The sequence below is a fragment of the Ahrensia marina genome, from assembly GCF_001293565.1.
In the GTDB taxonomy this organism is placed as follows: Bacteria; Pseudomonadota; Alphaproteobacteria; order Rhizobiales; family Rhizobiaceae; genus Ahrensia; species Ahrensia marina.
In genome coordinates this window covers 154,291-168,746 of record NZ_JXMU01000003.1, presented here as the reverse complement: position 1 = coordinate 168,746, position 14,456 = coordinate 154,291, and the positions used below count along the sequence as shown (strand labels likewise).

General features: G+C 50.0%; 10 protein-coding genes. 7 read left to right on the top strand and 3 right to left on the bottom strand.

The window, feature by feature from the left end; all coding sequences use genetic code 11:
• Positions 1–34: 34 nt before the first annotated feature.
• Positions 35–931: an alpha/beta fold hydrolase gene (locus tag SU32_RS03660; RefSeq protein ID WP_053997982.1), complete on the top strand. Its 897-nt coding sequence runs from the start codon at positions 35–37 to the stop codon at positions 929–931.
• 127 nt (positions 932–1,058) lie between these two features.
• Here SU32_RS03660 and SU32_RS03655 read toward each other — a convergent pair whose 3' ends face one another.
• Entirely contained in the window at positions 1,059–2,081 is a 1,023-nt protein-coding gene (locus tag SU32_RS03655) for a porin (RefSeq protein ID WP_053997981.1), read from the bottom strand.
• Between the two features lie 369 nt (positions 2,082–2,450).
• Complete coding sequence (locus tag SU32_RS03650) at positions 2,451–3,866, bottom strand: helix-turn-helix domain-containing protein (protein WP_053997980.1); 1,416 nt, start codon at positions 3,864–3,866, stop codon at positions 2,451–2,453.
• Positions 3,867–4,023: 157 nt separating this feature from the next.
• Between SU32_RS03650 and SU32_RS03645 the strand changes: the two genes are divergently transcribed.
• The 5 genes from SU32_RS03645 (at position 4,024) to SU32_RS03625 (ending at position 12,176) form a co-directional block, all read left to right on the top strand.
• Positions 4,024–5,556 (top strand): acyl-CoA carboxylase subunit beta, encoded by a 1,533-nt coding sequence (locus tag SU32_RS03645; protein ID WP_053998071.1) that lies wholly within the window; start codon positions 4,024–4,026, stop codon positions 5,554–5,556.
• Positions 5,557–5,616: 60 nt separating this feature from the next.
• Positions 5,617–5,997, top strand: coding sequence for an endonuclease domain-containing protein (locus SU32_RS03640; protein WP_201454866.1), 381 nt, complete (start codon positions 5,617–5,619; stop codon positions 5,995–5,997).
• Between the two features lie 87 nt (positions 5,998–6,084).
• Positions 6,085–8,076, top strand: coding sequence for an acetyl-CoA carboxylase biotin carboxylase subunit (locus SU32_RS03635; protein WP_053997978.1), 1,992 nt, complete (start codon positions 6,085–6,087; stop codon positions 8,074–8,076).
• Entirely contained in the window at positions 8,073–10,220 is a 2,148-nt protein-coding gene (gene scpA / locus SU32_RS03630) for a methylmalonyl-CoA mutase (protein ID WP_053997977.1), read from the top strand. Before SU32_RS03635 ends, scpA begins: the two co-directional genes overlap by 4 nt.
• A gap of 36 nt (positions 10,221–10,256) precedes the next feature.
• Positions 10,257–12,176, top strand: coding sequence for a propionyl-CoA synthetase (locus SU32_RS03625; protein ID WP_053997976.1), 1,920 nt, complete (start codon positions 10,257–10,259; stop codon positions 12,174–12,176).
• Positions 12,177–12,204: 28 nt separating this feature from the next.
• On the opposite strand, the gene SU32_RS03620 is transcribed toward SU32_RS03625, so the two are convergent.
• Positions 12,205–12,438: a porin gene (locus SU32_RS03620; RefSeq protein WP_053997975.1), complete on the bottom strand. Its 234-nt coding sequence runs from the start codon at positions 12,436–12,438 to the stop codon at positions 12,205–12,207.
• Positions 12,439–12,822: 384 nt separating this feature from the next.
• On the opposite strand from SU32_RS03620, the gene SU32_RS03615 reads away from it, so the two are divergent.
• Positions 12,823–14,421: an ABC transporter substrate-binding protein gene (locus SU32_RS03615; protein ID WP_053997974.1), complete on the top strand. Its 1,599-nt coding sequence runs from the start codon at positions 12,823–12,825 to the stop codon at positions 14,419–14,421.
• Positions 14,422–14,456 lie beyond the last annotated feature (35 nt).

Sequence of the window (14,456 nt, the reverse complement as noted above, 5' to 3'; positions counted from 1 at the left end):
GGTCGCTCCAAATTCTCTTTAGGAGCACTATACGATGACTACCCCTGCCGTACAATGTCACATTGAGAGCCGTTTTTATACCAGCCGTGACGGTTTACGGCTCCACGCCCGTGATTATGTACCACTTGATGCTGCGCATGAACACAATCTCCCGGTGATCTGCCTGCACGGACTGAGCAGAAATGCGCGTGATTTTGACATTCTCGCCAAACATCTTGCTTCACATCATCGAACACCACGGCGGGTTATCGCATTTGATTATCGGGGCCGAGGGCAGTCGCAATATGATAAAAAATGGTCGAACTATAATGTTCTTACAGAAGCGGAAGATGTCGTCAGCGGGCTGAATGCGCTTGGTATCGAACATGGTATCTTTATCGGCACATCGCGCGGCGGGCTAATCACATTTGTGCTTGCCGGTATGAAGCCAACTGCGCTTAAAGGTGTTATACTCAATGATATCGGGCCGGTTATTGATGGTGCGGGCCTGATGCAAATACGCAGCTATCTTCAACATGCGCCCCGCCCTAAAACTTGGGGGGAAGCAATTGAAGCGCAAAAGAAAATTATGGGTAAGAGTTTTCCCGCCCTCACCGATGATGATTGGCGATTTGAAGTCGAAAGCCGTTACTCACAAAAAGACGGAATTTTATCAGCCGATTATGATCCGCGCCTTGCCGATACAATGAAGGGGCTTAACGCCGGCGACCGGCTGCCGACTGCCTGGCCGCAATTTATGGGCCTTCGACATTTACCGATGCTGGTCATTCGTGGTGAGAATTCAAATATACTTTCAAAACAAACACTTGATGAGATGACAGATGTTCATCCCGCCATCAGCCATATTGGCGTCGAAGGTCAGGGACACGCGCCAATGGTGCATACTGCCGGGCTTGATGATGCCATCGCACAGTTTTGCGCTTCTGTTTGATATTGATTTCTGAAAGATAATAGCAAGCGGTTTGATGCCTGCCTAATCGGCAGATTTAACCTAAAGAAAAATACAAAAAACCCGGTAGTTGCCTACCGGGTTCTTCGTTCAAATCTGACGTTTCAGATTAGAATGAACGTGTGAAGCGAACGCGACCGCCCCATACACCGTCGCCATTAACTTCAAGAGCGTCGCCACCTGCGTAGTTTACGCGAGCGTCGATGTCGAAGCCTGAAACAACTTTGTAGTTAACGCCAGCGCCAACTGTGTAGCCGTCAAGACCAGCTGCGTTGTCAAGACCGTAGTTGAAGCCTGCACGAGCAGATAGTTTTTCTGTCAGGTCTGCAGAGATGTCTGCACCGAAGACGTGTTCGAAAGCAGCAAGGTATTCTGTGCCGAGCTGATCGTCGTCAGAGTACTGGTAACCAAGACCAAGTGCTGCAGCACCGAAGTCGTAAGAAGCGTAGATTTTACCTGTGAAAGCTTCTTGAGACTCATTGTATGCAAGACCAGCGTGCAAGCCGATGTCACCAACAGAACCGTTAACGTCAAGAACAACGTCTGGTGTGTAGTCGCCTGAGTTGTCTTCTTCAAGAGCAAGAGTGATACCGAAGCCACCAGCGTTTGCTGTGTATGCAACCATACCAACTTCGCCTGGGCCAAAGCTTACGATACCATCGCCATCAGCACCGAAGCCCCAGTCCCACCATGAAGCGTTCTTACCGATTGTAAGACCTGCAAGCTGAATAACTGCGTGGTCGATTGAAAGACCAGAAGCGTCGTTGTCACCATCGATACGTGGGTTAGAGTCGTAACCAAGACGGATACGTGAGTAAAGCGGGCCGAGCTCTGTGTCGTTCCAAGCTTCAATGTTCAAGCGAACTTCAGAACGTTTGCCCCAGTCGTCAACACCATCGTCTGGACCAGTGTCAACACCGTTAGAGAAGTTCATTTCGTAACGAACATAACCTGAGAACTTCAAGCATGTTTCAGAACCAGGAATGTAGAAGTAGCCAGCGCCAGCTGCGTCACATACGCGAACGTATTCAACTGCTTCTGGCTCAGGAATTACAACTGCGTCAGCTGCGCGAGCGCCTGATACAGCTACGAGAGCTGCTGCAGAACCGAGTAGTAGGCTCTTGATTTTCATAATTGACCTCCAGTCAAATTAGTTAAAACGGGTCTGGTATTATCACAAGGACGTTCGTCCCATCCCCAATGTGTTAAGAAACAAACGTTTGCCCGTTTCTTGATGATGAACATACTCAACGTTTTGCGCAGAGCAACATCGTTTATCGTTCCAAAAGGGCCTCACGACGCGTTCAATTATTCTTGTTGCAAAAAAGACACGATTTAATCAACCAACTGTTCACGAAGATTTACAAAACGTTAACAAAGCGGGCCTTCCTGTGTGAATCAGGCCGAATCTATGTGAGAATCGCCTGCTTTTTCGGTGCATCCACTAAAACACATATCAAAGTTTATGAATCACGCTTTGTACCTGAGACCTTAATTGCCCTTAGAACGTATAAGGAATCGTTGCACGTTCATTCAAATCCACACTCAACGGATGCTGTAATGGCGGCACAGCCCTTTGGTGACAATCCGAGCGCGGACAGATTCGGCAGGAAACACCAATTGCTTCAAAGGCTGATTCCTTACCTACATCCAGATCATCAGCATAAACGAGCTGCGCTGCATGTTTAATTTCGCAGCCAAGCGCTAGCGCATATCGCGGAGCAGGAACATTGAAACCTGCGCTTTCATTATTCACTTCAGTTGCAAGGCATAAATACCGCACACCATCGGGCGTTTCGGCTTTTTGACGCAAAATACGTCCCGGCGCTTCAAATGCGGCATGGGCATTCCACAGCGGACAGGTGGAACCGAAGCGGGCAAACTGTAATTTCGTTGCGCTATGACGCTTTGTAATATTGCCGGCCTGATCCACACGGGCAAAGAAAAACGGCACGCCTTTGCGCCCTGCTCTTTGCAAGGTGCTGAGGCGATGCGCGACCTGCTCTATGCTTGCGCCGAAGTGACGCGCCATGATTTGCAGATCGTGACGCACATCAACGGCAAAGCCAGCAAACCGCTCATAAGGCAATATAGTGGCACCGGCAAAATAGTTAGCCAGACCAATACGACATATGTCCGCCGCTTCCGGCGATCTGAAATTGGCTTGATTTGCGATGCGATCCAGATTTGGGGATTGTTCAAGAAAGGCGATCTGGTGCGCCATTTGGAAAACACGCGATGACGCGCTTTGCACTTTACTTAATGTGAGAAGCTTTTGCTCAGGTTCATAACGGCGAATAGGCGCATGATGGCTTATCTCTTCACTTATATATATGCGAACCTGATGCTGATCGAACAGATATTGTGTGAGCGCCTGATAAATATCGCGGTCGATGCGGGACAATGTTTGCGCAAGCGCCTCACCTGCCCGATCAAGGCTGTCTATATAATTGTCATTATAATGGAAGAAATCGCGCACTTCTTCATAGGGTGTCAGTTCGCTCAAGGCACCCGAACGCTCCAGTGAGTCATCGATTTGGGCAAGTCGTTCGCCTGCGCGCCGCAATGCCTGGTGCATATTAAGGAAAGCACGCGCCACAACCGGTGATGTTTGTGTAAAGGTTTTTAAATCACGCGCTGACAATTGTTCTGCTTTAAAAAGCGGGTCAGCCAAGGCTTCCAGCAAATCGGCCAAGAGCCTGCCACTGTCATTATCCGATAAAGACGCAATATCGATCGAGAACACTTCCGCCAGGCTGAGCAGAACAGAGGCCGTGACGTGGCGCTGGTTGTTTTCAATCTGATTGAGATAGCTTGTTGAGATGGAGAGCCTTCCCGCCATCTCGGCCTGTGTCAGTTCATGCTTGTCGCGCAGAGACCTGATGTTCTGTCCAATGAAGAGCTTGCGTTCGCGCATTATACTTTTTTACTTTTTAAAGTTGCAATTTTGATAAATTATATTCTTACACTAATTTACGCCTTACATTCTGACAAGCTTGGCGTACTGATAGTCAAAATCGACATAGCGCGGATGTGCAGTCACGCGCTTTTTAAAAAGCCGGAGCAACCATATGATCTCAGAAACGCTAGACCAGTTGGAAGCAAAACGCGCCGAAGCGCGGCTTGGCGGCGGGCAGCGGCGCATTGATGCACAACACGCCAAAGGCAAGCTGACAGCCCGCGAACGCATCGACGTGCTTTTCGATGAAGGCTCGTTTGAAGAGTACGATACATTAAAGACGCATCGCTGCACCGATTTCGGCATGGAAGAACAGCAATATTACGGTGATGGCGTTATCACCGGCTGGGGCAAGATCAACGGCCGCCCGTGCTATGTTTTCAGTCAGGATTTTACGGTTTTTGGCGGCTCGCTATCAGAAACCCATGCGGAAAAGATCTGCAAGGTAATGGACTTGGCAGTTCAAAACCGTGTGCCGATTATCGGCCTTAATGATTCCGGCGGCGCGCGTATTCAGGAGGGCGTGGCATCGCTGGGCGGTTATGCGGAAGTGTTCTGGCGCAATGCGCAGGCCTCCGGCGTTATTCCGCAAATTTCCGTGATTATGGGACCATGTGCGGGCGGCGCGGTTTACTCGCCTGCCATGACCGACTTTATCTTCATGGTTAAAGACACAAGCTATATGTTTGTGACCGGGCCTGACGTTGTCAAAACAGTCACCAATGAAATTGTCACATCCGAAGAACTTGGCGGGGCGTCCACACATACAAAGAAGTCTTCGGTTGCCGATGGCGCATTTGACAATGATGTGGAAGCGCTTTTGGAAGTGCGCCGCCTGTTTGATATGTTGCCGCAATCCTTTGACAGCGCCCTGCCCGTTTTACCAACCACGGATAGCGAAGACCGTATTGAGGAAAGCCTCGACACTTTAATTCCGGCAAATCCGAACCAGCCTTATGATATGCACGAAGTCATTCGCAAAGTGGCTGACGAAGGCAATTTCTTTGAAATTCAAAAAGACCACGCCGGCAATATATTGTGCGGCTTTATTCGCCTTAATGGTTCGACCGTTGGCGTTGTTGCCAATCAGCCAATGGTGCTGGCCGGATGTCTGGACATTAACAGCTCGAAAAAAGCCGCACGTTTCGTGCGCTTTTGCGATGCGTTCAATATTCCGGTTCTAACGCTTGTTGATGTACCGGGCTTTCTGCCAGGCGTTGGACAGGAACACAGCGGCATTATCAAACATGGCGCTAAACTTCTGTTTGCCTATGCACAGGCGACAGTGCCGCTTGTTACGGTCATTACCCGCAAAGCCTATGGCGGTGCTTATGATGTGATGGCTTCAAAACATATTCGCGCAGATGTGAACTATGCCTGGCCGACATCGGAAATTGCGGTGATGGGCGCAAAAGGTGCTTCTGAAATCCTGTACCGGTCCGAGCTTGGCGATCCTGATAAAATTGCGCAGCGCACCAAGGATTATGAAGACCGCTTTGCCAATCCGTTCATCGCGGCACAGCGCGGCTTTATCGACGAGGTTATCATGCCGCATTCGACCCGTCGCCGTGTTTCGCGTGCCTTTGAAATTCTCAAAGGCAAGAAAGTCAACGGCCCGGCTAAAAAACACGATAATATTCCGCTGTGAGAGGGATATTCTCCCCCTTGGAGGGGGAGAAAGCGATTTCAACATTTGGCAAAATGCCAAGTGTTAGAAATCGCAAGAGAGTGGGATACTATGAAAAGAGAGGTTCCGAAATGGCAACTGGATTTTGCGAAAGACATGCGACACGAGCCAACAAAAGCGGAAAATCTCCTGTGGCAAATGCTTCGCGGCAAGAAACTCGAAGGTATGAAATTTCGCCGACAGGAACCGCTCGGCCCTTATATTGTGGACTTCTTATGCCATGATCACAAACTCATTATTGAAGCCGATGGTAATCAACATGCACAATCAGCATCCGACATTGACAGAGACAGTTATTTTGAAAGCCAAGGCTATCGGGTTTTGCGGTTTTGGAACGACGAAATTGAAAATGACTGCGATGCAGTTGCACAAAAGATTTTGCGAGAAACAAATGTTATTTAAAAATGCCCCCTCTCTTGCAAATTCCAAGAACTTGGCAAGGCCAAGCTCAGGAATTTGCTTTCTCTCCCTCAAGGGGAGAGAAGAATAATGTTCTCCAAAATTCTCGTTGCCAATAGAGGCGAAATTGCCTGCCGCGTTTTCAAAACTGCGAAAGCCATGGGTATTAAAACGGTCGCGGTTTATTCAGACGCCGATAAAAATGCGCTTCATGTGCAGATGGCCGATGAAGCCATCCATATCGGCGCGGGGCCCGCTGCGCAAAGCTATCTGGTTATTGATAAAATCATTGAAGCCTGCAAACAGACGGGCGCAGAGGCCGTTCACCCGGGCTACGGCTTTTTGTCCGAACGGGCTGAATTTGCCGAGCGACTGAAGGCAGAAAATATTGCCTTTATCGGCCCGCCGCCAAAAGCCATCGAAGCGATGGGTGACAAGATCACCTCCAAGAAGATCGCCGATGAAGCCGGTGTTTCTACGGTTCCGGGCCATATGGGGCTGATTGATGATGCCGATCATGCGGCAAAGATCGCCGCTGAAATTGGGTATCCCGTGATGATCAAAGCGTCAGCAGGCGGCGGCGGCAAAGGTATGCGCATCGCGTGGAATGACAGCGAAGCGCGCGAGGGTTATGACCGTTCAAAATCGGAAGCTGCCTCTTCCTTCGGCGACGACCGTATATTCATCGAGAAATTCGTGGTGCAACCGCGCCATATCGAAATTCAGGTGCTTGCCGACAGCCACGGCAATTGCATTTATCTTGGCGAGCGCGAATGTTCCATTCAGCGTCGGAACCAGAAGGTGATTGAAGAAGCGCCCTCGCCTTTTCTTAATGAAGAAACACGCAAAGCGATGGGCGAACAGTCGGTCGCGCTGGCCATGGCCGTTGGCTATACAAGCGCCGGCACCGTCGAATTTATCGTCGATAAGGACCGCAATTTCTATTTTCTTGAAATGAACACACGCCTTCAGGTTGAGCATCCGGTGACAGAACTGATCACCGGTGTTGATCTTGTTGAGCAGATGATCCGCGTTGCCAATGGCGAAAAACTGGCCCTTTCCCAGGAAGATATAAAGCTTAACGGCTGGGCGATCGAAAGCCGCCTTTATGCCGAAGACCCTTATCGCAATTTCCTGCCTTCCATCGGTCGCTTAACGCGCTACCGTCCGCCGGAGGAAGGCCAAGGTGAATACGGCACCATTGTGCGCAATGATACCGGCGTTTTTGAAGGCGGCGAGATTTCCATGTTTTACGATCCGATGATCGCAAAGCTTTGCACATGGGGCAAAAACCGCGAAACGGCTGTTACGGCAATGTCTCACGCGCTGGATGCATTTGAGGTCGAAGGAATTGGCCACAATCTGCCGTTCTGTGCCGCTGTCATGAAACATGAGCGCTTTAAAAGCGGCAACATCACCACTGCCTTTATCGAGGAAGAATATCCGGACGGGTTTGAAGGCGTTGCACCAACTGATGCTGAAGTCACCGCTTTGGCCGCCATTGCTGCCACCATGAAACTGCGTGATGAGCGCCGCAATGTTGCGCCTTCCACGACGGACAACAAAAAAGATTATGTTGTTGTCATCAACGGACAATCCATCCCGCTTTCAGTACAAGCGGACGATGCGGGTTATGAACTCACTTTGGCCGATGACGGTTCGTCCCATAATATCGGCATAGATTATACGCCCGGTATTCCATTGGTAAGAGCCAAAGCCGGCGAGACGGATTACATTATAAAGACGACACCGATCACGGGCGGATACCGGCTGCGGGTGCAAGGGCTTGACCTCAATGTCAAAGTCTACACACCGCGCATCGCTGAACTGGCATCATTGATGCTGGAAAAACTGCCGCCCGACACATCCAAACTATTGCTGTGTCCAATGCCCGGCTTGATCGTAAAATTGAACGTTCAGGAAGGCGACAAGATTGAAGAAGGCCAAGCACTTGCCATCGTTGAAGCGATGAAAATGGAAAATGTTCTGCGCGCGGAAAAAGCAGGCATTGTCTCTAAAATACCTGTGGCCGTTGGTGACAGTCTGGCGGTTGATGAAGTGATCATGGAGTTCGAAGGATGAACGATAAAGCCAAGGTCGACGATCAGTACTGGAACGCCATTGCCGAAAAAGAGCTGAAGGGCAAGAGCCCGACCTCGCTTAACAAGCAGACTCCTGAAGGCATTATTGTCAAACCGCTTTACCTGCCATCGGACGTACCCGAACAAGCAGCGCGTGATCTGCCCGGATTTGAGCCATACACACGGGGCGTTAAAGCAACCATGTATGCGGGCCGTCCTTGGACTATTCGCCAATATGCGGGTTTCTCGACAGCAGAAGAATCCAATGCGTTTTACCGCAAGAATTTGGCTGCGGGACAAAAGGGCCTGTCGGTTGCATTCGATCTTGCAACGCACCGCGGTTATGATTCCGATCATCCGCGTGTTTCCGGCGATGTGGGAAAGGCCGGCGTCGCGATTGACTCCGTCGAGGATATGAAAATCCTCTTCGATCAAATTCCGCTTGATGAAATGTCTGTCTCTATGACGATGAACGGCGCGATCATTCCGGTGCTGGCGATGTTCATTGTTGCAGGCGAAGAACAGGGTGTTGATAAGGCCGTTCTTTCCGGCACGGTGCAAAATGATATTTTAAAAGAATTCATGGTGCGCAACACTTATATTTATCCGCCGGAACCATCGATGCGTATTGTCGCCGATATCATCGAATACACGGCCAACGAGATGCCGCGCTTCAATTCGATTTCCATTTCTGGCTATCATATGCAGGAAGCCGGTGCGACCTTGGCCCAAGAGCTTGCCTATACGCTGGCCGATGGCATGGAATATGTGCGCGCCGCAACAAATAAAGGATTGGACATTGACCGTTTTGCAGGTCGCCTCTCCTTCTTCTTCTGCATCGGCATGGATTTCTTTATGGAAGTCGCCAAATTGCGTGCTGCGCGTATGTTATGGTCACGTATTATGACCGATTTCGGCGCGAAGGATCAGCGCTCGAAACTGCTGCGCACGCACTGCCAGACATCCGGCGTTTCGCTTACCGAGCAATCACCGCATAACAATATTATTCGCACCACCATTGAAGCGATGGCAGCAACTTTGGGCGGCACACAAAGTCTGCACACCAATTCGTTTGATGAAGCAATGGCGCTGCCGACAGAAGCATCAGCACGTATCGCCCGCAATACGCAGCTAATACTGCAACACGAAACCCGCATGACCGATGTCGTCGATCCGCTAGGCGGGTCTTATTATGTTGAATCGCTCACCAAGCAGCTCGCTGACGAAGCATGGAAACTTATTGAGGAAGTTGAAGAACTTGGCGGCATGACAAAAGCCGTTGAAGAAGGCCTTCCTAAAATGCGAATTGAAGAAGCTGCTGCACGGCGTCAGGCACGCATCGACCAAGGCGAAGATGTCATTGTTGGCGTCAACCGCTATGTCGTTGAGGAGGAAGATCCCATCGACATTTTACAGATTGACAATACCAAGGTCCGTGAAGCGCAGATCAGACGTCTTGAGCAGGTGAGAAAATCGCGCAATCCCAAAGCATGGGAAAGCGCAATCAAGAATCTCGAAGATGTTGCAAAATCAGGTCGGGGCAATCTGCTCGAAGCGGCAGTTGAAGCGGCGCGCGCGCGCGCGACACTTGGTGAAATTTCCGATGCCATGGAACGTGCATTTGACCGCCATAAAGCCACCACGCGGATTATCGCGGGCATTTATGCCGATGCTTATCAGGATGACGCCGAATATAAGGCGATCCAAAAGCGCATTAAGGATGTGGCATCTGAAAAAGGCCGGACACCACATATTCTTGTCTCCAAAATGGGCCAGGACGGGCATGACCGCGGCGCAAAAATAATCGCCACGGCATTTGCCGATATGGGGTTTAAAGTCGACCTTTCCGATATGTTCGAAACACCGCAGGAAATCTGTGACAAGGCGATTGCATCAAATGTCGATGTGATCGGCGTTTCGTCGCTGGCAGCGGGGCATATGACGCTTATTCCCGAACTTATCGAACTTCTTAAAAGCAATGGCCGCGAGGATATTATGGTCATTTGCGGCGGAGTTATACCTGAGCAGGATTACGCCTTTTTACGCGACGCGGGCGTGGCTGAAATCTTCGGTCCGGGCTCCAATGTTCTTGAAGCGGCAAACGCCCTGCTTTCACAATTAGTCGGATTGCGGCGCAACCGTTGATCTGACAAGCTTTGATAATGCCTTGGGAGGGGTAATATGAGCGCGACATCAAAATACGCCGAAATTTACGGCGCATGGCAAAAAGATCCGCAGGCATTTTGGGAGCAAGCGGCCGCTGATATTGACTGGTTTAAACCAGCCGACAAAGTGTTTGATCCCGACATGGATATCTATGGCCGCTGGTATGTCGGCGCGACATGCAACACCTGCTATAATGCGGTTGACCGCCATGTAGACAATGGCCGCGCTGAACAGCCTGCACTCATTCACGAAAGCGCCTATAGCGGCAAAAAAACAATCTGGACTTATGCGCAACTTCGCGATGAAGTGCGCGCGCTTGCAGCGACCTATCGCGATTTAGGCATCTCCAAAGGCGACCGCGTTCTGATTTATATGCCGATGGTGCCGGAAGCTGTGGCGGCGATGCTGGCTTCCGCGCGTCTGGGCGCAATCCACACGGTTGTGTTTGGCGGCTTTGCTGCCAGCGAGCTAGCAACGCGCATCAATGATTGTGAACCGAAACTCATTGTTGCAGCCTCCTGCGGTGTCGAACCGAACCGCATTGTTGAATATAAACCGCTTGTCGATAAGGCGATTGACATATCCGATCACAAACCGGCGCATTGCCTCTATTTACAGCGCGATGAACACATTTGCGATCTAAGTGCAGAGCGTGATTTGGATTATAATGAACTGGTGAGCGCGCACCGCGAAGCGAAAACGCCGATCCCTTGCGAAGAAGTCGCTGCGACCGACCCGCTTTACATTCTCTACACATCAGGCACGACCGGCCAACCTAAAGGTGTTGTTCGCGATAATGGCGGACATATGGTTGCCATGAAATGGTCGATGGAAGCTGTCTACGGCATTAAACCGGGCGAAGTCTTTTGGGCTGCTTCCGATGTAGGCTGGGTCGTCGGTCATTCATACATCTGCTATGCGCCCCTGCTTCATGGTGCGACAACATTAATGTTTGAAGGCAAACCTGTTGGCACACCCGATGCAGGAGCATTCTGGCGCGTTATCCAGGATTATAAAGTCGCCGCCTTGTTTACAGCGCCGACGGCTATTCGTGCGGTAAAAAAAGAAGATTCAAGAGGCGCACATATTGGCAATTATGACATCTCATCGCTGCGCACCTTGTTTTTGGCCGGTGAACGCGCTGATTCCGATACAATCGAGTGGGCTGCAAAAGCATTGAATGTGCCGGTGATCGACCATTGGTGGCAAACAGAAACAGGCTGGGCAATGGTGAGCAACCCGATTGGTTTGGGTGCCCTTCCCCTCAAGATAGGCTCGCCTACCGTTGCAATGCCGGGCTATGATATTCGTGTGCTGGATGATGCGGGGCATGAAGTGGCGGCCGGAACACTCGGCAACATTGCCGTGAAACTTCCGCTGCCGCCCGGATGTATGCCTTCATTATGGAATGCCGAACAGCGCTTTCGCGAGGCTTATCTCAACGAGTTCAGCGGCTATTATAAAACATCCGATGCGGGCTATATGGATGAAGACGGTTACTTGTTCATCATGGCGCGCACCGATGATATTATCAATGTCGCAGGGCATCGCCTTTCCACCGGTGCTATGGAGGAAATAATTGGCAGGCATCCGGATGTTGCCGAATGTGCGGTGATCGGAATTGCCGATCCGTTGAAAGGTCAGGTGCCGGTCGGCTTTCTCATTACCAATACCGGCACTGAACGCTCCGATAGCGAAATCGAAGCGGACGTCATACAAATGGTGCGCGACGAAATCGGCCCTGTTGCTGCGTTTAAAACGGCATTGACCGTTCCGCGATTGCCGAAAACGCGATCAGGTAAAATTCTGCGCGCTACCATTCAAAAGATCGCCGATGGTGAGGCGTGGAAAATGCCGGCAACCATAGAAGACCCGTCAGTTTTAGAAGAAATTACGGAGATTCTGGAAAAGCGAAAAATCGGTAGCTTTGACTGACAGATCGCATTCATAGCGGCCCGCAATGTTACTTGCTTGTGACGTTTATTTCGTAGCGCACATGTCCGGAAATGCGAATACATGTACGGGTGCCGGGAATATATTTAAAGCCCGGCCCTGCCGCTTCGCAGGCCTGCACATGCTCTTCATCGCTTTCAGGCTCGGCAATGATTTGACTTTTCAAATCAATCGGCTCGCCTGCATATGCGGCGCTTATAAGCCCATAAAAAATTAAAGTGCCAAGACTGAACCGTTCTAACATTTTCGTTTCACGTTAGCTTAAAAGTGTACTTAATCAAAAATAATGTACTACGACACCATGTCTACAAGGTGGCGCTGATATCTGATCAATATTTGTAATTCTTTCCGTTGCAATCATACCGCGCTAAAGCAAGTCACAAAATTGTGTGCCTGCAAATTGTGATCGTTATTTTGCAACGCGTAAACCGCCTCCATTCAGGATTAAAATGCTCCACCAAGGCGCGTAATCAGAACAATCGACCATAAATCGATAGGTCCACGACAATATAATTGTGTGAAACTTCAAAAAAAGACAATTGCTATCAGATAGATGAGGTGCTTACATAGCCTCCTAATGACTGGAGTATAACCAGCTCAGAAATTTAATTGGAAGGAATTAAATAGCATGAAACGTTCAAAATTGCTGTTACCAGCACTCTTGGCCACAACGATGCTCGTTGCAGGTGCCGCACAAGCTAAAACTTTGGTTTATTGCTCGGAAGGCTCGCCAGAGGGTTTTGACCCTGCGCCATACACTGCGGGCACAACATTCGATGCTTCTTCAAAGCCACTCTACAACCGTCTTGTAGAATTTAAGCCGGGCACTTCTGAAGTGCAGCCGGGTCTTGCAGAAAGCTGGGAAGTTTCTGAAGACGGCCTGACTTACACATTCAAACTTCGTGAAGGCGTTAAGTTCCACACAACAGATTATTTCACGCCAACACGTGACTTCAATGCTGATGACGTGTTGTTCTCATTCAACCGCCAGCTTCAAGAAGACCACGCTTTCAACCAGTACACTGCCGGTATTGCGTGGGAATACTTCAACGGCATGTCCATGCCGGACCTGCTCAAGTCTGTTGAAAAAGTTGACGATTACACAGTCCGTTTCAACCTGACACGCCCTGAAGCGCCAATGGTTGCAAACCTTGCGATGGACTTCGCATCTATCCTTTCTGCAGAATATGGTGCGCAGCTTGAAGAAAGCGGCTCTAAAGAAATGTTGAACCAGCAGCCAATCGGCACTGGCCCATATCATTTCGTTGCTTATCAGAAAGATGCCGTGATCCGTTATGGTTCTCATGATGAATATTGGGACGGCAAGCAGGCTATCGACGACCTCGTGTTCGCGATTACAACTGACGCATCAGTTCGCCAGCAAAAGCTTCTTGCAGGTGAATGTCATGTTGCACCATATCCAAATCCTGCGGATCTGGAATCGTTGCAAGCAGCTGAAAACATCAAGGTTGAAGAGCAGGAAGGCCTGAATGTTGGCTATCTTGCCTACAACACTCAGGTTGCACCTTTCGATAACACCAACGTACGTAAAGCGCTTAACATGGCCATCAACAAGGAAGCTATCCTTGATGCTGTGTTCCAGGGTGCAGGTAAAGCGGCGAAAAACCCGCTACCACCGACCATGTGGTCTTACAATGACGCCATTGAAGACGACGCTTTTGATCCAGAAGCAGCGAAAAAGATGTTGGAAGAAGAAGGCGTAACAGACCTCAAGATGAAAATCTGGGCGATGCCGGTTCAGCGTCCTTACAACCCGAATGCCCGCCGCATGGCTGAGGTTATTCAGGAAGATTTCGCCAATATCGGTGTTGAAGTCGAAATCGTATCCTACGAGTGGGGTGAATATCTCGACCTTTCAAAAGACAAGAACCGCGACGGTGCTGTTCTTCTCGGCTGGACAGGCGACAATGGTGACCCGGACAACTTCCTAGCCGTTCTTCTTGGCTGTGACGGTGTTGGCGGTTCAAACCGCGCGCAATGGTGTAACGACGAGTTTGAAGCTTTGATTCAGGAAGCGAAAACTGTTTCGGACAAAGCCGAGCGCACAAAACTTTATGAAGAAGCACAGGTTGTATTCAAGCGTGAAGCACCGTGGGCAACAATTGCGCACTCAGTTGTCTTCATGCCTATGTCAACAAAAGTAAGCGGCTATGTGATGGACCCACTGGGCGGTCACTCGTTTACCGGCGTTGATATTGCTGAATAATCATCCTTTCCTTTAGTCATTGGATTGAGCCGCGC

Bases quoted from the DNA above. Each gene is read 5' to 3' on its own strand.
- SU32_RS03660 (WP_053997982.1), top strand. From the start codon at position 35: ATGACTACCCCTGCCGTACAATGTCACATTGAGAGCCGTTTTTATACC.
- SU32_RS03655 (WP_053997981.1), bottom strand. From the start codon at position 2,081: ATGAAAATCAAGAGCCTACTACTCGGTTCTGCAGCAGCTCTCGTAGCT.
- SU32_RS03650 (WP_053997980.1), bottom strand. From the start codon at position 3,866: ATGCGCGAACGCAAGCTCTTCATTGGACAGAACATCAGGTCTCTGCGC.
- SU32_RS03635 (WP_053997978.1), top strand. From the start codon at position 6,085: ATGTTCTCCAAAATTCTCGTTGCCAATAGAGGCGAAATTGCCTGCCGC.
- scpA (WP_053997977.1), top strand. From the start codon at position 8,073: ATGAACGATAAAGCCAAGGTCGACGATCAGTACTGGAACGCCATTGCC.
- SU32_RS03625 (WP_053997976.1), top strand. From the start codon at position 10,257: ATGAGCGCGACATCAAAATACGCCGAAATTTACGGCGCATGGCAAAAA.
- SU32_RS03620 (WP_053997975.1), bottom strand. From the start codon at position 12,438: ATGTTAGAACGGTTCAGTCTTGGCACTTTAATTTTTTATGGGCTTATA.
- SU32_RS03615 (WP_053997974.1), top strand. From the start codon at position 12,823: ATGAAACGTTCAAAATTGCTGTTACCAGCACTCTTGGCCACAACGATG.